The following is a 19,347-nucleotide window of genomic DNA, read 5'->3' as shown; positions in this document are numbered from 1 at the left end:
CCCTTGGTTGAAATATTGTGACCTGACCGTGGAATTTTGAAACGCACCGTTAACCTTTGGTTTCGGCGTAGTTTCTCTCTTCGCGGCCCGATTCAAGGCGGGAGAGGAAGCAAGATGGCCCTAGGCCCGACACGTACAGGAAAGTCGCGCGGCAACCTGCCGCCACTCGATCTCTATATCCCCGAGCCGAAGTTCCGGCCCGGCGATCCGGTCGATTATTCGCATCTGGAGATCCCCGCGGCCGGCAAGCTGGCGCGCCCCGATGAGGGCTGCGCCGCCAGCGAGACATGGCCGCTGACGCTCGACCTGATCCGCGTTCTGGACGAGAACGATGCGGCGGTGGGCGCGTGGAACCCCAATCTCGATCCCGAGACGATGCGCCGCATGCTGGCATCGATGGCGCTCACCCGCGCTTTCGACGATCGCATGTACCGCGGCCAGCGCCAGGGCAAGACCAGCTTCTACATGAAGTCCACGGGCGAAGAGGCGGTCTCGATCGCTTGCGCCCATGCGCTTGCCTTCGACGACATGGTGTTCCCCAGCTACCGCCAGCAGGGCATCCTGATCGCGCGCGGCTATCCGCTGGAGGAGATGGTCAACCAGATCTACTCCAACCGTGCTGACCCGCTAAAGGGCCGCCAGCTGCCGATCATGTATTCGGCCAAGGACTACGGCTTCTTCTCGATTTCCGGCAACTTGGCCACGCAGTTCCCGCAGGCGGTGGGCTGGGCGATGGCTAGCGCGATCAAGGGCGATACCCGCATCGCCACCAGCTTCGTGGGCGAAGGCTCCAGCGCGGAAGGCGATTTCCACGCAGCGATGACGTTTGCGGCGGTCTACAACGCGCCGGTCGTGCTCAATGTCGTCAACAACCAGTGGGCGATTTCCAGCTTCTCGGGCTTTGCCGGGGCGGAGCGCACCACCTTTGCCGCACGCGCCACGGGTTACGGCATCGCCGGCCTGCGGGTGGACGGCAATGATATCCTGGCGGTCTATGCCGCGATGGAATGGGCCGCCAACCGCGCCCGTTCCAATCAGGGGCCGACGCTGATCGAGCACTTCACCTATCGCGCCGAGGGTCACTCCACCTCGGACGATCCCACGGCCTATCGCTCCGCGCATGAGCGTGAGGAATGGCCGCTGGGCGATCCGATCATGCGCCTGAAGAAGCATCTGATCGCGCTTGGCGAATGGTCCGAGGAACAGCACGCCGAGATGGACCGCGACGCTGCCGAGCAAGTGAAGACCGCCACCAAGGAAGCCGAGAAGAACGGCATCCTGGGCCACGGCCTGCACCATCCGTTCCACACCATGTTCGAGGACGTCTTCGAGGAACTGCCCTGGCACCTTGAAGAGCAGGCGGATCAGGCGATCCGTGAGCGGCAGAGCAAGTTCCCGGATTGGAAGGACTGATCATGATGATTGAAGAAGATTCGGTCAGCCTCCACGACGCGCCGACCCGCCAGATGAACATGATCGAGGCGATCAACGACGCGCTCGACATCATGATGGCGCGCGATCCCGATGTGGTGACCTTCGGTGAGGACGTCGGCTATTTCGGCGGCGTGTTCCGCGCGACGGCCAACCTTCAGAAGAAGTACGGCCGCAACCGCGTGTTCGATACGCCGATCAACGAATGTGGTATCATCGGTGCCGCCGTGGGCATGGCCGCATACGGCCTGCGCCCGGTGCCGGAGATCCAGTTCGCGGACTATATCTATCCTGGCATGGACCAGCTCGTCTCCGAAGCGGCGCGTCTGCGCTATCGTTCGGCGGCGGAGTTCATTGCGCCGATCACGGTGCGTTCGCCTTTCGGCGGCGGCATTTTCGGCGGCCAGACCCACAGCCAGAGCCCGGAAGCGCTGTTCACGCACGTTTCCGGCCTGAAGACGGTGATCCCGGCCAGCCCCTATGACGCCAAGGGCCTGCTGATTTCCGCCATCGAAGACAACGATCCGGTGATCTTCTTCGAGCCCAAGCGCATCTATAACGGCCCGTTCGACGGCTATTACGATCGCCCGTCGAAGACGTGGAAGGGCCACCCGCTCGGCATGGTGCCGGAGGGGTACTATTCGATCCCGCTCGGCAAGGCGCGGATCGTGCAGGAAGGTTCGGCGCTGACGGTGGTGACTTATGGCACCATGGTCCACGTGGCCGAGGCGGTGCTGGCCGAAAAGGGCGTCGATGCCGAGATCATCGATTTGCGCAGCCTGGTTCCATTCGATCTGGAGACTGTGGAAAAGTCCGTGGAAAAGACTGGGCGTTGCCTGGTGATACACGAGGCGACCCGCACCTCCGGCTTTGGCGCCGAACTGGTGACGCTGGTTCAGGAGCGCTGCTTCTACCACCTTGAAGCGCCCGTCGAGCGCGTGACCGGCTTCGATACGCCGTACCCGCACAGCCTTGAGTGGGCCTATTTCCCCGGTCCCGTCCGCATTGGCGAGGCGGTCGATCGTCTGTTGAAGGATTGATTTGATGGGACGCTATACTTTCAGGCTCCCCGACATCGGTGAGGGCATTGCCGAGGCAGAGATCGTCGCCTGGCACGTCAAGATCGGCGATCGGATCGAGGAAGACGACCGCGTTGCGGACATGATGACCGACAAGGCGACGGTCGAGATGGAAAGCCCGGTGTCGGGTGTGGTGGTCGCAGTCGCCGGTGAGGCGGGCGATGTCATCGCCATCGGATCGCCGCTGGTGGTGATCGAGGTCGAAGGCGCGGGCAACGAAGTCGACGGCGCGAGCGCGCCCAAGGTCGAGCCCGAGGTGGCCAGTGCTTCGACAGGCTCGGCACGAGCGGAGGTTGTGGAATTGGCTCCGACGCCCGCACCCGTTGCTGCGCCCGAACCTGCACCGGCTCCCGCACCAGCCCTCAAACCCGCTCAGGCTGAGCCTGTCGAAGCCCGCGCGCCGACGCCTGCCGTACACGCCAAGGTTACGGCCAGCCCCGCTGTCCGCAAGCGCGCGTCGGACCTCGGCATCAATCTGGCCGAAGTCCGCCCTGCGGAAGACGGCCGTGTGCGCCACGGCGATCTCGACGCCTTCCTATCCTACAATGCCTCGGGCGGTTTCCAGCCCGCCGGGAACAAGGGCAAGGACGAACAGGTCCGCGTGATTGGCCTGCGCCGCCGCATTGCCGAGAACATGGCGGCGTCCAAGCGCCAGATCCCCCACTTCGCCTATGTCGAGGAATTCGACGTGACGGCGCTGGAGGAAACGCGCGCGCAGCTTAACGCCGGTCGTGGTGACCGTCCGAAGCTGACGATGCTGCCGTTCCTGATCGCTGCGATCTGCAAGCTGCTGCCCAAGTACCCGATGCTCAACGCGCACTATGATGACGAGGCGGGCGTGGTGACGCGTTACGGTTCGGTCCATCTGGGCATGGCCGCGCAGACCCCGGCGGGCCTGATGGTGCCGGTGATTCGCGATGCGCAGGACCGTAACCTGTGGCAGCTCGCCACCGAGATCGGCCGTCTTGCCAATGCGGCGCGCGATGGTTCGGCGAAGTCGTCGGAGCTTTCGGGCTCGACGATCACGGTCACCTCGCTCGGGCCGATGGGCGGCGTCGCCACGACTCCGGTCATCAATCGCCCCGAAGTCGCCATTATCGGCCCGAATCGCATCGTCGAGCGGCCGATGTTCGTGAAGGGCGCCGATGGCGTGGAGCGCATCGAGAAGCGCAAGATCATGAATATCTCGATGTCGTGCGATCACCGTGTGGTAGACGGTTGGGACGCGGCAAGCTTCGCGCAGGACCTCAAGAAACTGATCGAGGCTCCGGCGCTGATTCTAGCGGGCTAAGATAGAGAGGGCATCATGGGCAAAGATCCGCGCGTCGACGACTATATCGATAAGGCTGCGGACTTTGCCCGCCCGATCCTCACCCACTTGCGCGATCTCGCCCATCGCGCGCTGCCCGAGGCCGAAGAGGCCATCAAATGGGGCATGCCGCACTTTCTGGTGAAGGGTAAGAACGTCGCCGGGATGGCGGCGTTCAAGGCGCATTGCACGTTCGTCATCCATGGAGATGGGCGACAGGGCGATGCCATGGGCCAGTTCGGGCGCATCACTGCCGTCGGCGATCTGCCGCCCGAAGGCGAACTCATCGAAAAATTGCAGGCCGCCGAGACGAGGGTGCTGGAAAAGGGCACCGCGCTGAAGTCTGCCGCGCCGCACGCGCCCAAGGCGGAAATTCCGATGCCGGAGGACTTCGCTGCAGCGTTGGCGTCCTCTCCCACCGCTCAGGGGCACTACGATGCCTTCTCGCCATCCCAGCGGCGCGAATATCTGGAATGGATCACCGAGGCCAAGACAGAGGCCACGCGTGCCAAGCGCATGGCTCAGGCCGTCGAGTGGATTTCCGAAGGCAAGCGCCGCAACTGGAAGTACGAGCGCTGCTGAATCAGCGCACGATGCCGCTGTAGGTGATCTGCCCGCGTCCACGCGCCGCGCTCTGCGGCGGGATGCGCCAGCGGACATGCGTGACGTCTTCGGGGGTGGCCAGCCGGCTACCGATTCTCAGCGTGCCGATGCGGCCCCACGAGCGGCCCCCGTCTACAGAGACCTCCTGCATGTCCTCTGCGCTCTGCTGATAGGTGAGGGCGGTGGGCACCGGATTGGTGATGACGAAGCCGCCGGCGTCGGCTGCGCGTACCCAGGTGACGATCGTTACCACCCTGTCACCGCGAACAAGGCGGCTGGCGGGTTTCAGCCGACGTGAGGCGGCCGAGCCACTGCGTTCCACATAGACGGCGCTGTCGGTGGCTACGGCGGGCCCTGTACGCAGTTCTGCCTGTGCTTCTGTGGCGGCCAGCGGGCCGGCCGCGAGCGCGAGCGTCATGGCGAGATGGAATGCTTTCACCCGAATACCCCCTGCATGTCTTCCGCGCCGTTTCCGCGTGGATGGGGATTTTCTGCGATTCCAGTCACCAACATATAGTTAACGCCGATTGACCACGTTCCCGGCCGGAAGGGCAGGGGTGGGATCGGGCAGGAATTTTCGGGGGTGTGGATAAAAACTTTTCATTGTTCGGGTCATTCCCGTTGACAGGGTGGGTGCCCTGCCATAGAGGCGCGGCTCCCAAGCGGACGCAACCGCAAGAACGCGGGTGTAGCTCAGTTGGTTAGAGTGCCGGCCTGTCACGCCGGAGGTCGCGGGTTCGAGCCCCGTCACTCGCGCCACTTGGGAAAAATGCTGGTAATCCAGCGACTTGAGGTAGTCTAAAAACCTCACATACATTGCTGCGCGGGTGTAGCTCAGTTGGTTAGAGTGCCGGCCTGTCACGCCGGAGGTCGCGGGTTCGAGCCCCGTCACTCGCGCCATTTCCTTCACGGGAAGTGGTAAGGCAATGAAATGAAAAAGGCCGGGTTCACGCCCGGCCTTTTCTTTTGCCCGTGCGATTCAGAGGCGCGACTCATGTCACAGCGAAGACGCTTCCCGGAAAATAAAAGCGCCGGGGAATCACCCCCAGCGCCCGGTCTCCATCCAGATCAGGAACCGCTTCAGCGGCAATATCCAGACGACACCTAGAATGACATAGACCGGCGTCTGGAGTAGCGGATGCCACCCGCCGATCAGCGGGGCCAGATAATGCGCGATCAGCAGGCCGTAGGCGATCAGGACGGCGAACAGCCCCAATACGCCCAGCGGGATTCGCAGAGTCGGTGTCTCGCGCAAGTTCAGATTTCCCCCTCGTAGATCCGTGTCGGCGTCACCACGGCATCGAGGATGCGGTCGTGCGCTTCTATCGGCAGGGTGTCGGCCAATTGGCAATCCCATGCAAGGCCGATCGCGGGCACATCGGGATTGGCATCGAGCCAGCGATCGTAATGGCCGCCGCCTTGACCCAGGCGATGCCCTTCGGCGGTGAAGGCCAGCAGTGGAACGATGACGATGGCGGGAACCACCGGATCGCTTTCGGGAAGCGGCTGCAGCGCGCCCCAGGGGCCGATGGTCAGCTGTTCCTCATCGAAAGGATTGTCCCAGCGGCGGAACTCCATCGACGATTCGCGCGATTCGAACCACGGCAGGGCGACACGCCGCCCGTTTTCGGAAAGCCAGCGTGCCCAGCCGAAGGCCGGCGCTTCATCTCCCACGGGGGCGTAAAGGCCGATGGTCAGCCCCTCCGGCATCATTTCGGCGACGGGGGCGGGTGGACGATTGAGCACCAGCGCCCGCAATCCTTGCGGAAGCGATGCGACATGCTCTGCACGGGCGACGCGATGCGCCTTGCGGAGCGCCGCCTTTTCGGTGGCGGGGGAGAGGGGGCGTGACGAATCCACCGGTGATCCCATTCCTGGCATTCGGAGCCGCACACTAACACCTGCGGCCTCGATCGGCATGTTGGATTTCCAACATGTGATATGTTGGAAGGGCGAGGGTTTGATTTCTGAAAGGGGGTGACGGGCCCACCATAGGGTCGTTTGCCTAGAAATCCTCTGACGCCTCAACGTCAGGTGGGGACCATGTACTCCGGACCAGGGTCCGGGCAGGGACAGCCCCCTTGGATTTGCTTATAGCCTCAGGGATGTTCGAACGGCTCGTGCCGGGCAGATCCCGTCGCCGCCCTAGTTAGGGATTATCGACCGATCCCTCAAGGAGGTCGGCAAGATTTTCGACGCGCTGTGCGATCGCCACAAGGCGTTCAGCCAATTCGGGCGGAAATGCAGGGGCGGGAGCAGGTGGCGGAGCGGCTGTCGGGGCCGGTTCGGCGGGCTTGTTGCGCAAGTTATGCACTTCATCCGCCAGCATGATCGCGGCGAACAGCAGCATGCGAGTCTCGGTCTGGCCCACGGCGCCGGCCGCGGCCACCTTCTCGTCGATCAGGCGGCCGAGATATTCGACATGGCTTTCCTGCCCGTCGGCGCAGGCCAGCGTGAAGCCGCGTCCACCGATGGTGAGATTGACGTTGCTCATGGCCGGCCCGGCTTTTCTGGCTGGTTCCCGGCTTCGGGCCGCGCCAGCAGTTCATCGAGCTCGCCGAGGGCGTGTTCGACCGAAATCCTCAGGCGTGCATCGCGCGCCCGCTGCTCCACTGTTTCGGGGATCGTCTTGTCGAGCCGGGCCAATGCCGCCTCGATCCGTTCGACGACCTGGCCGATCGATACTTCATTCATAACTCACCGGTTACTGCGAAACCGCAAAAAGGCAAGAAATCGGCACGGTTTGCCGACATTGGCTTCGACGAAACGAAGAGTTTGTGCCACCACGCGATTGCGCAAGGGCCGCGCTTGATTGCGGCCCGGGTGAACTTGACGCCCGCTGGCCTCTCCCTAAAGGGGGTCGGCAAGCCGAATCATTCCTTTTTCCGTTTACCGGAGCCACCCGATGACCCTTGCAGCCGACCGTCTCGCGCCGATGGCCAACGCCATTCGCGCGCTCTCCATGGACGCGGTTCAGGCCGCCAACAGCGGCCACCCCGGTATGCCGATGGGCATGGCCGACGTTGCCACCGTCCTGTTCTCGAAGTTCCTGAAGTTCGATCCCGCCGCCCCCAAGTGGGCCGATCGCGACCGCTTCGTGCTGTCCGCCGGTCACGGTTCGATGCTGATCTATTCGCTGCTCCACCTGACCGGCTATGCCAGCCCGACGATGGATGACATCCGCAATTTCCGCCAGCTCGGCTCGGTCTGCGCCGGTCACCCGGAAAACTTCCTGATCGAAGGCGTCGAATGCACCACCGGCCCGCTGGGCCAGGGCCTGGCCATGGCGGTCGGCATGGCGATGGCGGAGCGTCAGCTGAACGCCACGTTCGGCGACGATCTGGTCGACCACAAGACCTGGGTCATTGCCGGTGACGGCTGCCTGATGGAAGGCATCAACCACGAAGCCATCGGCCTTGCCGGCACGCTGAAGCTGGGCCGCCTGAAGGTTCTGTGGGACGACAACAAGATCACCATCGATGGCGACACCTCGCTTTCGACCAGCGAAGACATCCCGGCGCGCTACCGCGCTTCGGGCTGGGACGTGTTCGAGTGCGACGGCCATGACTTCGCCGACATCGAACGCGCGCTGGCTCAGGCTGCCGCTTCGGACAAGCCGACGCTGGTCGCCTGCAAGACCGTGATCGGCAAGGGCGCGCCCAACAAGCAGGGCGGCCACGACGTTCACGGCGCCGCGCTGGGCGAGGCCGAAGTGGCCGCCGCCCGCGAATATCTGGGCTGGACCTCGGCTCCCTTCGAAGTACCGGCGGAAATCCTGGCCGACTGGCGTTCGCTGGGCGAAGCCGGCGCCAAGGCCCATGCCGATTGGTTCGGCCGCCTTGCCGCTTCGGACAAGGCTGACGAGTTCACCCGCCGCATGGCCGGCGAACTGCCAGAAACCGACGCGATCCGCGCCAAGCTGGCCGAATGGCTGGAAGGCGAATCCACCGTCGCCACCCGCAAGGCTTCGGAAAACTGGCTGAACGTGCTGGCTCCGGCGATCCCCGAGATGATCGGCGGTTCGGCGGACCTTACCGGTTCGAACAACACCAAGGCCAAGTGCCAGGATCCGTTCACCCCGGACAACTACGGCGGCCGTTACGTCTATTACGGCATCCGTGAATTCGGCATGGCTGCCGCGCTCAACGGCATGGCGCTGCATGGCGGCGTGATCCCCTACGGCGGCACCTTCCTGATCTTCTCGGACTACTGCCGCAATGCGATCCGCCTCTCGGCGCTGCAGCAGACCCGCGCGATCTACGTGCTGACCCACGATTCGATCGGCCTTGGCGAAGACGGCCCGACCCACCAGCCGGTCGAACATGTCATGTCCATGCGCATGATCCCGAACCTCTACGTGTTCCGCCCGGCCGACGTCATCGAGACGGCGGAATGCTGGAACGTGGCCCTGGAATCGCAGGACACGCCTTCGGTGCTGGCGCTTACCCGTCAGAACCTGCCGCAGCTGCGCAAGACCGGCGACATGCTCTCGGCCCGCGGCGCCTACACGCTCCGCCACGCCGAAGCGGACCGCAAGGTCATCATCGTGGCTACCGGCTCGGAAGTCGAACTTGCGGTCAAGGTCCGTGCGGAGCTTGAATCGCAGGGCATTGGTACCGATGTCGTATCCATGCCGTGCATGGAACTCTTCGCCGCCCAGGACGAAGCCTACCAGCACGAAATCTTGCCCAATGATGCGTCGATCCTGAAGGTTTCGATCGAAGCCGGCGTCACCATGGGCTGGGAACGCTATACCGCACAGAGCCGCAATGGCGGCCTGAACATCGGTCTCGACCGCTTCGGTGCCTCGGCTCCGGCCAAGGACCTGTTCGCTCGTTTCGGCTTCACTGTCGAAGCGATCGTTCCGAAGATCCTCAACAAGCTTAGCGTGTAAACAGGAGAATTTACCAATGGCGACCAAGGTTGCGATCAACGGTTTCGGACGTATCGGGCGCAATGTCGCTCGCGCCATTCTCGAACGCACGGACCATGACCTCGAACTGGTGTCGATCAACGACCTGGCCGATGCCAAGGCCAATGCTCTCCTGTTCAAGCGTGACAGTGTCCACGGCACCTTCGAAGGCACCGTGGAAGTGGACGGCACCGATCTGGTCATCAATGGCAAGCGCATTCATGTGACGGCCGAGCGTGACCCGGCGAACCTGCCGCACGCCGCCCAGGGCATCGACATCGTGCTGGAATGCACCGGTTTCTTCACCAACAAGGAATCGGCATCCAAGCACATCGACGCGGGCGCCAAGCGCGTTCTCGTCTCCGCCCCGGCCAAGGGCGTGGACCTGACGGTCGTTTACGGCGTGAACGACAAGGAACTGACGGCAGAGCACGTGATCGTGTCGAACGCATCGTGCACCACCAACTGCCTGGCGCCTTTCGCCAAGGTTCTGCACGAGAAGATCGGTATCGAGCGTGGTCTGATGACCACGATCCACTCGTACACCAACGACCAGAAGATCCTCGACCAGATCCACAGCGATCCGCGCCGCGCCCGCGCCGCCGCGATGAACATGATCCCCACCAGCACCGGCGCCGCCGTTGCCGTGGGCCTCGTTCTTCCGGACCTGAAAGGCAAGCTGGACGGTTCTTCGATCCGCGTGCCGACCCCGAACGTCTCGGTCGTCGACCTGACTTTCGTGCCGAAGCGCGAAACCACCAAGGAAGAAGTCAACGCGCTGCTGAAGGAAGCGGCCGAGGGCGAACTCAAGGGCGTGCTGGGCTATACCACCGAGCCGCTGGTTTCGATCGACTTCAACCACGATGCGCACTCGTCGACCATCGACAGCCTTGAGACGCACGTGCTCGAGGGCAAGCTGGTCCGCGTTCTGTCGTGGTACGATAACGAGTGGGGCTTCTCCAACCGCATGGTCGACACGGCCGGCGTGATGGCCAAGTTCCTCTGATGCTTCTGCTCTGAGGTCTTGATGGCGGCGGATCGCCCCGTCGGCACCCTGCGGAGGAGGAGCCGCGTGGATGCCGATGGTGGGCGGTCTGCCCCACCACTGTCGCCGCGGAAGTCCTTACGGGACTTTCGCGGCGCAGTGCATCGGGCCGGTTCGTGGCGGCATTGCCTTCGGGGCATCGTCTTGGCGGTCCGGGCCGTATAAACTGCGAAAAAGATATTCTGACGGCGTGCCTGTAACGGCGCGCGCCGCCGTGGGTGACGAGATAAGGATCGAACGATGAGCGCTTTCAAGACCCTTGATGACCTTGGTGACGTGGCCGGAAAGGTCGCGCTGGTTCGCGTCGATTTCAACGTACCGATGAACGATGGCGTCGTCACCGACGATACCCGCATCCGCGCCGCCGCGCCGACGATCCTGGAACTCTCCGAAAAGGGCGCCAAGGTCCTGCTGCTCGCCCACTTCGGCCGCCCCAAGGGCGAGCGCGTGCCCAGCATGTCGCTGTCGATGGTGGTCGGCGCGGTCGAGAAGGTGCTCGGCAAGGAAGTGATGTTCGTGCCGGAAGTGGCGGGTGACGTGGTCAAGCAGGCCGTGGGCATCCTGCGCGCGGGCGACATCGCGATCCTCGAAAACACCCGCTTCTGGAAGGGTGAGGAAAAGAACGACGCCGAACTCGTCCAGGCGATTGCCGCCAACGGCGATCTCTACGTCAACGATGCCTTCTCCGCCGCGCACCGCGCCCATGCCAGCACGGAAGGCCTTGCCCGCGTGCTGCCCGCTTATGCCGGCCGTTCGATGCAGGCCGAGCTGGAAGCGCTGGAAAAGGCCCTCGGCGCGCCGGAAAAGCCCGTTGCGGCCGTGGTCGGCGGTGCCAAGGTTTCGTCCAAGCTGGATGTGCTGAAGCACCTTGTCACCCAGGTCGATCACCTGATCATCGGCGGCGGCATGGCCAACACCTTCCTCGCTGCGAAGGGCGTGGACGTGGGCAAGTCGCTCTGCGAGCATGACCTGACCGGCACCGCGAACGAGATCCTCGAAACCGCCGATGCGTCGGGCTGCACCGTGCACCTGCCCTACGAAGTGGTGGTGTCGAAGGAATTCGCCGCCAACCCGCCTTCGCTGCGCACCTGCAACGTGCATGAAGTGGCTGCGGACGAGATGATCCTCGATGTCGGCCCGCTCGCGGTGGAAGCGCTGGGCGATGTGCTCAAGACCTGCCGCACGCTGGTGTGGAACGGCCCGCTCGGCGCGTTCGAGACGGTGCCTTTCGACGCGGCGACCGTGGCGCTGGCCAAGACCGCTGCCGCGCTGACCCGCGAAGGTTCGCTGACCTCGGTCGCCGGTGGCGGCGATACCGTGGCCGCGCTCAACCACGCGGGCGTGGCGAACGACTTCTCGTATATCTCGACCGCGGGCGGTGCTTTCCTCGAATGGATGGAAGGCAAGGAACTGCCCGGCGTGGCGGCTCTCGAAGCCTGATCGCGCGGGGCTGAGGCGGCGCACATGGGCACATCGAATCCCGTTGATGCTCAGGGCTGGAAAGCCCCGCGCCCGCCTTGGCACGGCCGCTATGTAACGCTCGACGGCATGCGCGGGATCGCTGCGCTTGCCGTCGCGCTGTTCCACTTCAATATCTCGCAGGCCCCGCACGGCTACGTGGCGGTGGACTTCTTCTTCGCGCTTTCGGGCTTCGTACTTGCCACTAGCTATCTGCCGCGCTGGCAGGCGGGCATGGGCACCGGCGAGTTCATGCTGAAGCGTCTGGTGCGGCTTTACCCGCTGTTCCTCGTCGGCGTGGCGCTGACGACGGTGGTGGGGCTGGCCCGCCTGCACACTGGCGGCGATACCTCGCTGAGCCTCAAGACCATCTTGATCAGCACCGGCATCAATGCCGTGATGCTGCCGTCTCCGCTGACCAACACGCTGTTTCCGCTGAACGTGCCGGCATGGTCGCTGTTCTACGAACTGGTCGCCAATTTCGCGATGATCGCGCTGCTGTTCCGCCTGCCGCGCCTTGGCATCGTGGCGGTCTGCGCGCTGTCAGCCTGGTGGTTCGTGCCGGCGGTGCTGGAGAACGGATCGGGCAATATCGGCGCGGTGTGGCATGAATGGCCGGTGGCGCTGGCCCGCACGCTTTATTCGTTCGGTATCGGCATGTTGATCGCGAAGCTGCCGCAGCCCGAACACCGCCCGGCGACATGGGCTGGCGTTGCCTGTCTTGTCGCCATAGCGGCAATGCTGATGGCCGATCCGCAGTTCCTGTCCACCACCGAATACGATCTTGCCTGTGCGCTGGTGCTATCACCGCTGCTGGTCTGGTGTGGATCGCGGGTGGAGCCTTCGCGCCGGTTTGCCCGCGCCGCCTGGTTCGTGGGCGAGGTTTCTTTCGCGCTCTACGCCGTGCATTGGGCGGTGATCGAGCCGATGCGTTACTTCAAGGACGATCTGCATTACGATGCCGTGCTGATGGCCTTCGTCTTCCTTGGCCTGTGCCTTGCGATAGCGTGGCTCTGCGTGAAGTGGATCGACGTGCCGGCCCGCACTTTGTTGAACGGCCTGCTGCGCCGCCGCGCGATGGCGCGCGTGATGCGCCACGCCGCCGCTCATCCGCTGCCTTGAAGGCGCGGACAAACCGTTTCGCTCCGGTTCGCCGGGGCAAATCTAGGAGGAGAAACCCATGGAATTTTCTGAGATGGCGGCCAAGATAGCCGGCGGAAACGGCTTTATCGCCGCGCTTGACCAAAGCGGCGGTTCGACCCCGAAGGCGCTGAAGGGCTACGGCATCGAAGAAGGCGCCTGGTCGACCGAAGAAGAGATGTTCGGCCTGATCCACCAGATGCGCGCGCGCATCATTTCGTCGCCGGTGTTCACGGGTGACAAGGTTCTCGGCGCGATCCTGTTCGAGCGCACCATGGACGGCCAGGTGAACGGCGTTCCCACCCCGCAGGCGCTGATCGCCAAGGGCGTGGTGCCGTTCATCAAGGTGGACAAGGGCCTTGAGGACGAAGTGAACGGCGTGCAGCTGATGAAGCCGATGCCGACGCTCGACGCGCTGCTGGAACGTTCGAAGGCGCTGGGCGTGTTCGGCACCAAGGAGCGTTCGGTGATCAACTCCGCGAATGCGGAAGGCATTGCCGCCGTCGTCAAGCAGCAGTTCGAAATCGGCAAGCAGGTGCTCTCGCACGGCATGATGCCGATCGTCGAGCCCGAAGTGAACATCAAGAGCGCCACCCGCGCCGAGTGCGACCAGATCCTGCTGGCCGAGCTGCTCAAGAACCTGGACGCGCTGCCGGAAGGCCAGCAGGTGATGCTGAAGCTTTCGCTGCCGATCGTGCCCGGCACCTTCGATCCGCTCGTTTCGCACCCCAAGGTGCTGCGCGTCGTGGCGCTTTCAGGCGGTTACGAGCGTCCCGAGGCTTGCGTCGAACTGGCCAAGAACAAGGGCATTATCGCCAGCTTCAGCCGCGCGCTGCTGCAGGATTTGCGCTCGCAGATGAGCGATGCCGAGTTCGATGCCGCCCTCGGCGAAGCGATCGACGAGATCTACAAGGGCTCGACCCAGAAGGTGGACGCTGCGGCGGCCGCCTGATCTTTCGGATCACGCAACAGGAAAGGGCGGTGCCGCAAGGCGCCGCCCTTTTGCGTTTCAGATGCCGCCCATGAAACGGAAACCGAATTGATAGGCGAGCGGGGCGGGCTTGACCCCGGCTACCGGGGTTGGGCTCGCATCCAGCAAGGTTAGCGTGCCGTCGGCCACTTGCACCGGCTGTCCCAAGGTCAGGTCGATCTTCTGCGGGCCCGACCCGAGATCGACCCGCACGCGCAGCCTGACGCGTCCGGCCTGGATGCATTGCACGCCTTGCGGGCAGCGGCTGTCCTCGATCAACGAGAGCGGGGTGACCTTGGGGCCATCGACGTAAACCGTCTCACCGATCCGCGTATAGGCCAGCGGAGGCCCCTTGTAGGGCGGCGTTGGAGTGGCGGCGGGCATCTCGACCGGACGCGTATATTCAGGCTCGGGCGGAGGCGGCGCTTCGGGTGGCGGAGGAGGGGCCTGATAAGGCGGAGTCGGCACTTGCGCCGAAACAGAGGGCGGCGGGCCACCCCCTTCGGGAATGATGCGGCATCCGGCCAAGGCGAACGCCAGCAGGGCCAGCGCAGGAATGGGCGAAAGGGCGGGCGTCGGTGCGCGTCGTTTCATGTTCCTCCCACAGTGTTTGAGCGGACTTATGGTTCCGAGTGCTGCGGGCAGGGTATCGGCGGGGGCTGAACCGCTCCAGAACGAAAGTCGCTTTGCGTCGGCCTTTCGGATGGTTAGGGTCTATCCTTACCTATGGGGAAACCATGAAGTATACAGCAAGGACTGGCGAGTTCGGATCGTCGCTCTTCCTTTCGATGGCGGTCGTCGCATCGGTGAAGGTGGCGCCGTTTTTCCTTTCGGAAACGGTGGTCGGTCTGGTGCTGCCGCCGTTTCTTGGCTCGCTGGTGGCGACGAAGCTGATCGCCTTGCTGCGCCCCTCGCTCGATCCGTTTCTGCGGCGTGCGATTGCGCTGCTAGTTGGGGAAACGGTCTGGCTGATGGCCGATGCCCTGCGTGCGGATGCGATTCCGATGGGCATGACGGTGGACATTCTCGTAGGGTTTGCCTTGGCGGCGCTGCTGGTCTGGCGGCCCTCGCGTGTTCTCTTACGCGCGCTGATCGGTGGTGTGGCGCTGGCCGCCGCAGCGGCGATCTACCTTGCATTTGCCGCGCCGGGTTGGGATCTCAACACAGGGGCGGAGGCGCTTCATGCGGTGATGCGGCTCACCATTCTGCTTTTCGCCGTGGCAGCGTTGCGCACCGTCAATCGCGAGCGCGAAGACGCTTGCTTCGAAGACGAACTCTTTTCCTGAGCCTCACGAAAGGCTAGGTGCGCGCACATGGAAGAGATTGAACGCGAACCGACGCAGCTTTACCTGATTTCGCCGCTCGATGTGACCGGCGCTTTCCCCGACCGCCTTGCCCGCGCGCTCGATGCCGCGCCGGTGGCGGCGTTCCAGTTTCGCGTCAAGGACGTGGACCAGCACGAGGCGGCGCGCCTTGCCGAGCCGCTGCAGAAGATCTGCGGCGATCGCGACGTGGCCTTCATCGTCAACGATTCCACCAGCCTCGCCAAGCGCCTTGGCGCGGACGGCGTGCATCTGGGGCAGGAAGACGGCTCGGTAGAGGAAGCGCGCAAGGCGCTCGGCCGCGATGCGCAGATCGGCGTTACCTGCAACAACAGCCGCCATCTTGCGATGGACGCTGGCGAAGAGGGGGCGGACTACGTCGCGTTCGGCGCGTACTTCCCCACGACCACCAAGGACGTGAAGCACATGGCCGGGCTCGACCTGCTGGAATGGTGGCAGTCGATCTTCGAAATTCCCTGCGTTGCCATTGGTGGCATCACGCCCGAAAACTGCGCGCCGCTGGTGAAGGCCGGTGCGGACTTTCTCGCGGTGTCGGGCGCGGTGTGGAACGGTGATGAAGAGGCTGCGGTCAAGGCATTTCATGAGGCTATGACTGGGGCGATGGCCTGAGGCCAAGGCGGCCGTCCGGCGGTTCTTCGGAACGATCACCGGACGGCACTTGACCGGGTTGCCCGGACGAGACCACGCTAGCCCCACCAAACCGAGCTTACCCAACTAGACCGGCCTGACCCGACATCGGGCTTATCCAACTAGGCCGAGGCGACCTAACAAAACCCCGTCATCCCCGCGAAGGCGGGGATCCCGCTTATTCTTGAGCTGTAGCGCGAAGGAAGCGGGGCCCCCGCCTTCGCGGGGGCGACGAAGTGTTGTTGTGATGGCGTTGCTCGGTTGTGTGGTTAGTCAGTTTGTGGTCTGGCCGGCGGCAGGATTGGCGCAAGCCCGAGTCAAAAATCGATCTTCGCGATCACGTCCTCGCCGAACTTCAGCGCCAGATCGCAGTATTCCGCGCGCGTATCGGCATAGACCGTCGCGCCGGCGCCATGAATGCCCAGCGACTTCAGATGCGCGAAGTGATCCAGTGCTTCCTGCGCGCTCCACCCCTGCTTGATCGAGTAAGTGGACGAGGCGATGACCTTCGGCGGCTCCGCACGGCCGATCTTTTCGGCATGGGCGTGCATGTAAGCGATGGCCTCGCTGATGTCCTCGTCGCCCTCCAGATTGGCGGTGCGGGCGGTGTCGGTCACGGACTTGGGCACGAAGAACGGATGCCATGCGTCGCCCATTTCGGCCGCCCGGCGCAGGGCGCGCTTGGAATTGCCGCCGACCAGCAGCGGCGGGTTCGGCTTCTGAGCCGGCGTCGGCAGCATCCGGTTGCCCAGCGCGGTGTATCCGGTGCCCTCGAAAGTGAAATCCTCGCCGGTCCAGGCCAGCTTCATGGCGGTGATATATTCGTCCATCAGGTCGTTGCGGCTGTCGAAGTCGACACCCAGCGCCTTGTATTCCGCCTTCATATACCCGGCGCCGAGGCCCAGAATCACGCGGCCATTGGTAAAGTGGTCCAGCGTCGAAACCCCGCGCGCCACCACGAAAGGATTGCGATAGGGCAGTACCAGAATGTTGGTCTGCAGCCGCAGCTTGGTGGTCACCGCGCCCAGCATCGACAGCATCACGAAGGGATCTTGCGCGTAGTGCCCGCCCGCATCCAGCCAGCGGGCCGAAGGCGCCGGATGGTCGGTGACGGTGCCGGCGTAGAAGCCCGCCTTTTCCACGGTTCGCGCAATCTCGTGCACGGCTTCCATGGTGCCGTATTCCTGCGGCTTGTCGACCCGGTCGAAGGGCAGGCTGGTGCTGAGCGTGAAGGTCATGCTTGGCTCTCTCGTTCTTTCAGGCGGACGCTTCGGGTGGCAGCACCCAGTCGTCCTGATCGTTGCGGACCCATCCGCCGGAGGCCCAGGTGCCGCCGTCGACGGGGATGATCGTGCCGGTGACGTATGTGGCCATTTCGGAGGCAAGGAACACGGCGACACGGCCGCATTCCTCGTCGATGCCCGCACGGCCGAGCGGAATGCGGCGGCGGATCGATTCCTCTTGAGCGGGCGTGGGTCGGTACCAAAGCTCGGGATCGACCGGCCCGCCGAACTGGCCGCGCGTGCCCGGCGTCACCGTATAGTCGGGCGCGATGGCGTTCACGCGGATGCCGTGGTGGGCAAGCTCTACCGCCAGCGTGCGGGTGAGATTGTTGATCCCGGCCTTGCACGCGGCATAGACCGCATAGCCCGGCGCCGCGCGGGAGGCTTCGATGCTGGTGACGTTGATGATCGATCCGCCGTTTCCGCTCTCGATCATGATCGGCAGCGCGGCCTGCGTGGCGGCGAGATTGGAAACGAGGTTGAGGTCGATATGGCGGCGCCAGTTCTTCTCGGCCAGATCCGCGAAGGGCCGCCGGGTTACGCCGCCGGCGTTGTTTGCCAGCACATCGAGCCGTCCGAAATGGCGTGCTGCCTCGGCGACCGCATTCTGCACGACATCGACGTCCATCGCATTGCCGGCGATGCACAGCGCCTTGCATCCGCGCGCCTCGATCAGTCCGGCGACTTGATCGCAGCGTTCGGGGATCACTTCCAGGATCGCCACGTCCGCACCCATGTCGGCCATGCAGAGCGCGATCGATCTCCCGATCCCGCCGCCGCCGCCGGTGACGAACACGACTTTTCCCGTCAGGTCGATGACCGAGCCATCCACACCCGTTCTCCCTTCAAGTAAGCCGTTTTCGGCCTCCGGAGCGTGGCCAACCGTCGATTGCCGGGTTGTAGACGCGCCTTAAAACGCGAACAGCATCAGCGAGATCGAGAGGGTCGTCTATATCTTTCTCCAGTCCACAGGAGAGGATCGTCTCCACGGTAAGGCCGCGATTTATCGCGTGTTTGCAATGACTTGAGAAGCTGTCTTGACCGAAGGAGAAAGGAAACCAGACCCCTTCCGGCAATGGCAGCGACAGCGCATTGGTGCCGGTGCGATGGCGATCCGGCGCGATGCCCACCGTCTCGGGCCCCAGATTGGCGAGGCGCTCGACATCATCCAGGCTGAGGCACGGCAGGTCCGCCGGCAGCACCACGATGCGTTCCGGCCCGGCCGCAGTGATGGCAGACATCGTGCTTTCCAGCGCCCCGTTCAGGTCCGGCCCCGGATCGTCGAAGCGCACCACCTTGCTGCCCAGATTGGGCCGCGCCGGACCCAGCACGCAGACGCGCTGGATGGCCCGACAGCCGCTCACCGTATCGAGCACATGGCGCAGCATGCCTGAAACCAGCGCCTCCCGCTCATCGGGATCGAGCGCGGAGGCCAGTCGGGTCTTTCCCATTCCCGGCGCCTTGACCGGGATGAGCGCCCAGCAGCTCACGGCACCTCGGGTGCTGCGGTGAGGTTGGTGAAGCGTATTCCTGCCCCGTCGGCCTTGTAGGTCTTGTTCATGTAGATGAGGATCGACGTCAGCGCCTCGGCCGCCGCCGAATTGGCCAGCGCGCCGCCGGAAAGGCCGCGCAGGCCCATGCCGGGGCACAAGTCCACCACGGTCTGGCGCGCCTCAACGTCGTCCGAGAAGACGAGCACGTCGCAGTCGATGGCGTGATCGCTGTCGAGGTGGTGGGCAGAGACGTTGTGGAACGCGGTGACGAGGCGGGCGTCCGGCCCCAGATGTTCCCGGGCCTGCATTGCGGCGCTGCCCTCTGCGGGAAGCTGCACGCGCATGACCTTGGGCGGCACCAGCGGCACGGTGGTGTCCACGACCACCGCAGAGCCGACCACGCCCGCGATCTGGCGCAGCGTATCGCCTTGCGAGGCGTGAGGCACGGTGACGATCACCACGTCCTTGCCCTGTGCGGCCGTGCCATTTTCGGCATAGCCCGCCGCGCCCAGTTCCTCGGCCGTCGCACGGGCCTTGTCCGCCGTGCGGGATCCGATGGTCACCTGATGCCCCGCCTTGACGAGCCTTCGGGCGATCCCCTTGCCTAGCGCACCGGTTCCGCCGATCACCGCGATCGCTGCCATCAGATTATCT

21 protein-coding genes and 2 tRNA genes are annotated in these 19,347 nt (G+C 64.2%); 13 read left to right on the top strand and 10 right to left on the bottom strand.

Annotated elements, in window-relative coordinates:
- The first annotated feature begins 114 nt into the window (after positions 1-114).
- The 4 genes from ACZ1JC_RS21045 to ACZ1JC_RS21030 are packed head-to-tail and all read left to right on the top strand — an operon-like array spanning position 115 to position 4,401.
- Positions 115-1,413 (top strand): thiamine pyrophosphate-dependent enzyme, encoded by a 1,299-nt coding sequence (locus tag ACZ1JC_RS21045; protein ID WP_465138312.1) that lies wholly within the window; start codon positions 115-117, stop codon positions 1,411-1,413.
- A 5-nt stretch (positions 1,414-1,418) separates the two neighbouring features.
- Positions 1,419-2,471, top strand: a complete 1,053-nt coding sequence (locus ACZ1JC_RS21040; RefSeq protein ID WP_465138526.1) for an alpha-ketoacid dehydrogenase subunit beta — start codon at positions 1,419-1,421, stop codon at positions 2,469-2,471.
- A 4-nt stretch (positions 2,472-2,475) separates the two neighbouring features.
- Entirely contained in the window at positions 2,476-3,801 is a 1,326-nt protein-coding gene (locus tag ACZ1JC_RS21035; RefSeq protein WP_465138313.1) for a dihydrolipoamide acetyltransferase family protein, read from the top strand.
- A 15-nt stretch (positions 3,802-3,816) separates the two neighbouring features.
- Complete coding sequence (locus ACZ1JC_RS21030; protein WP_465138314.1) at positions 3,817-4,401, top strand: YdeI/OmpD-associated family protein; 585 nt, start codon at positions 3,817-3,819, stop codon at positions 4,399-4,401.
- 1 nt (position 4,402) lies between these two features.
- Here the strand turns inward: ACZ1JC_RS21030 and ACZ1JC_RS21025 are convergent, their stop codons facing one another.
- Entirely contained in the window at positions 4,403-4,861 is a 459-nt protein-coding gene (locus tag ACZ1JC_RS21025; protein ID WP_465138315.1) for a hypothetical protein, read from the bottom strand.
- Between the two features lie 243 nt (positions 4,862-5,104).
- Between ACZ1JC_RS21025 and ACZ1JC_RS21020 the strand changes: the two genes are divergently transcribed.
- Positions 5,105-5,181: transfer RNA gene (locus ACZ1JC_RS21020), tRNA-Asp, on the top strand.
- Positions 5,182-5,245: 64 nt separating this feature from the next.
- Positions 5,246-5,322 (top strand) — tRNA-Asp (locus ACZ1JC_RS21015).
- Positions 5,323-5,461: 139 nt separating this feature from the next.
- On the opposite strand, the gene ACZ1JC_RS21010 is transcribed toward ACZ1JC_RS21015, so the two are convergent.
- The 4 genes from ACZ1JC_RS21010 to ACZ1JC_RS20995 all read right to left on the bottom strand — a co-directional run bounded on the left by ACZ1JC_RS21010 (position 5,462) and on the right by ACZ1JC_RS20995 (position 7,116).
- Complete coding sequence (locus tag ACZ1JC_RS21010) at positions 5,462-5,677, bottom strand: DUF2842 domain-containing protein (RefSeq protein WP_465138316.1); 216 nt, start codon at positions 5,675-5,677, stop codon at positions 5,462-5,464.
- 2 nt (positions 5,678-5,679) lie between these two features.
- Entirely contained in the window at positions 5,680-6,282 is a 603-nt protein-coding gene (locus ACZ1JC_RS21005; RefSeq protein ID WP_465138317.1) for a 5-formyltetrahydrofolate cyclo-ligase, read from the bottom strand.
- Positions 6,283-6,571: 289 nt separating this feature from the next.
- On the bottom strand, positions 6,572-6,916 hold the full coding sequence (locus tag ACZ1JC_RS21000; RefSeq protein WP_465138318.1) for a cell division protein ZapA: 345 nt from the start codon (positions 6,914-6,916) through the stop codon (positions 6,572-6,574).
- Entirely contained in the window at positions 6,913-7,116 is a 204-nt protein-coding gene (locus ACZ1JC_RS20995; RefSeq protein WP_465138319.1) for a hypothetical protein, read from the bottom strand. Before ACZ1JC_RS20995 ends, ACZ1JC_RS21000 begins: the two co-directional genes overlap by 4 nt.
- A gap of 211 nt (positions 7,117-7,327) precedes the next feature.
- Between ACZ1JC_RS20995 and tkt the strand changes: the two genes are divergently transcribed.
- From tkt to ACZ1JC_RS20970, 5 genes are all read left to right on the top strand, one after another.
- On the top strand, positions 7,328-9,316 hold the full coding sequence (gene tkt / locus ACZ1JC_RS20990; protein WP_465138320.1) for a transketolase: 1,989 nt from the start codon (positions 7,328-7,330) through the stop codon (positions 9,314-9,316).
- A gap of 16 nt (positions 9,317-9,332) precedes the next feature.
- A complete protein-coding gene (gene gap / locus ACZ1JC_RS20985; protein ID WP_465138321.1) occupies positions 9,333-10,340 on the top strand; it encodes a type I glyceraldehyde-3-phosphate dehydrogenase in 1,008 nt (335 codons plus the stop codon).
- A gap of 279 nt (positions 10,341-10,619) precedes the next feature.
- On the top strand, positions 10,620-11,819 hold the full coding sequence (locus ACZ1JC_RS20980) for a phosphoglycerate kinase (RefSeq protein WP_465138322.1): 1,200 nt from the start codon (positions 10,620-10,622) through the stop codon (positions 11,817-11,819).
- Between the two features lie 24 nt (positions 11,820-11,843).
- Complete coding sequence (locus tag ACZ1JC_RS20975; RefSeq protein ID WP_465138323.1) at positions 11,844-12,959, top strand: acyltransferase family protein; 1,116 nt, start codon at positions 11,844-11,846, stop codon at positions 12,957-12,959.
- A 58-nt stretch (positions 12,960-13,017) separates the two neighbouring features.
- The gene (locus tag ACZ1JC_RS20970) at positions 13,018-13,929 is read left to right on the top strand and encodes a fructose bisphosphate aldolase (protein WP_465138324.1); all 912 of its coding nucleotides are present in this window, start codon (positions 13,018-13,020) and stop codon (positions 13,927-13,929) included.
- 57 nt (positions 13,930-13,986) lie between these two features.
- On the opposite strand, the gene ACZ1JC_RS20965 is transcribed toward ACZ1JC_RS20970, so the two are convergent.
- Complete coding sequence (locus ACZ1JC_RS20965) at positions 13,987-14,541, bottom strand: hypothetical protein (RefSeq protein WP_465138325.1); 555 nt, start codon at positions 14,539-14,541, stop codon at positions 13,987-13,989.
- A 143-nt stretch (positions 14,542-14,684) separates the two neighbouring features.
- Here ACZ1JC_RS20965 and ACZ1JC_RS20960 point away from each other — a divergent pair, with 143 nt between their 5' ends.
- Both ACZ1JC_RS20960 and thiE read left to right on the top strand, forming a co-directional pair.
- Positions 14,685-15,233, top strand: coding sequence for a hypothetical protein (locus ACZ1JC_RS20960; protein ID WP_465138326.1), 549 nt, complete (start codon positions 14,685-14,687; stop codon positions 15,231-15,233).
- A gap of 27 nt (positions 15,234-15,260) precedes the next feature.
- Positions 15,261-15,899, top strand: coding sequence for a thiamine phosphate synthase (gene thiE, locus ACZ1JC_RS20955; protein WP_465138327.1), 639 nt, complete (start codon positions 15,261-15,263; stop codon positions 15,897-15,899).
- A 335-nt stretch (positions 15,900-16,234) separates the two neighbouring features.
- Here thiE and ACZ1JC_RS20950 read toward each other — a convergent pair whose 3' ends face one another.
- From ACZ1JC_RS20950 to npdG, 4 genes are read right to left on the bottom strand one after another with little or no spacing between them, the layout of a single operon-like run.
- Positions 16,235-17,155 (bottom strand): TIGR03619 family F420-dependent LLM class oxidoreductase, encoded by a 921-nt coding sequence (locus tag ACZ1JC_RS20950; protein WP_465138328.1) that lies wholly within the window; start codon positions 17,153-17,155, stop codon positions 16,235-16,237.
- Between the two features lie 19 nt (positions 17,156-17,174).
- Positions 17,175-18,032 (bottom strand): SDR family NAD(P)-dependent oxidoreductase, encoded by an 858-nt coding sequence (locus tag ACZ1JC_RS20945; protein ID WP_465138329.1) that lies wholly within the window; start codon positions 18,030-18,032, stop codon positions 17,175-17,177.
- 13 nt (positions 18,033-18,045) lie between these two features.
- Entirely contained in the window at positions 18,046-18,690 is a 645-nt protein-coding gene (gene cofC, locus ACZ1JC_RS20940) for a 2-phospho-L-lactate guanylyltransferase (protein ID WP_465148461.1), read from the bottom strand.
- On the bottom strand, positions 18,687-19,337 hold the full coding sequence (gene npdG, locus ACZ1JC_RS20935; protein WP_465138331.1) for an NADPH-dependent F420 reductase: 651 nt from the start codon (positions 19,335-19,337) through the stop codon (positions 18,687-18,689). Before npdG ends, cofC begins: the two co-directional genes overlap by 4 nt.
- Positions 19,338-19,347: the final 10 nt, after the last annotated feature.

The organism is Sphingomonas sp. BL-S-28 (genome assembly GCF_055521515.1).
Note: the sequence above shows the minus strand (reverse complement) of the source record. Positions and strands in the feature narration are given on the sequence as shown.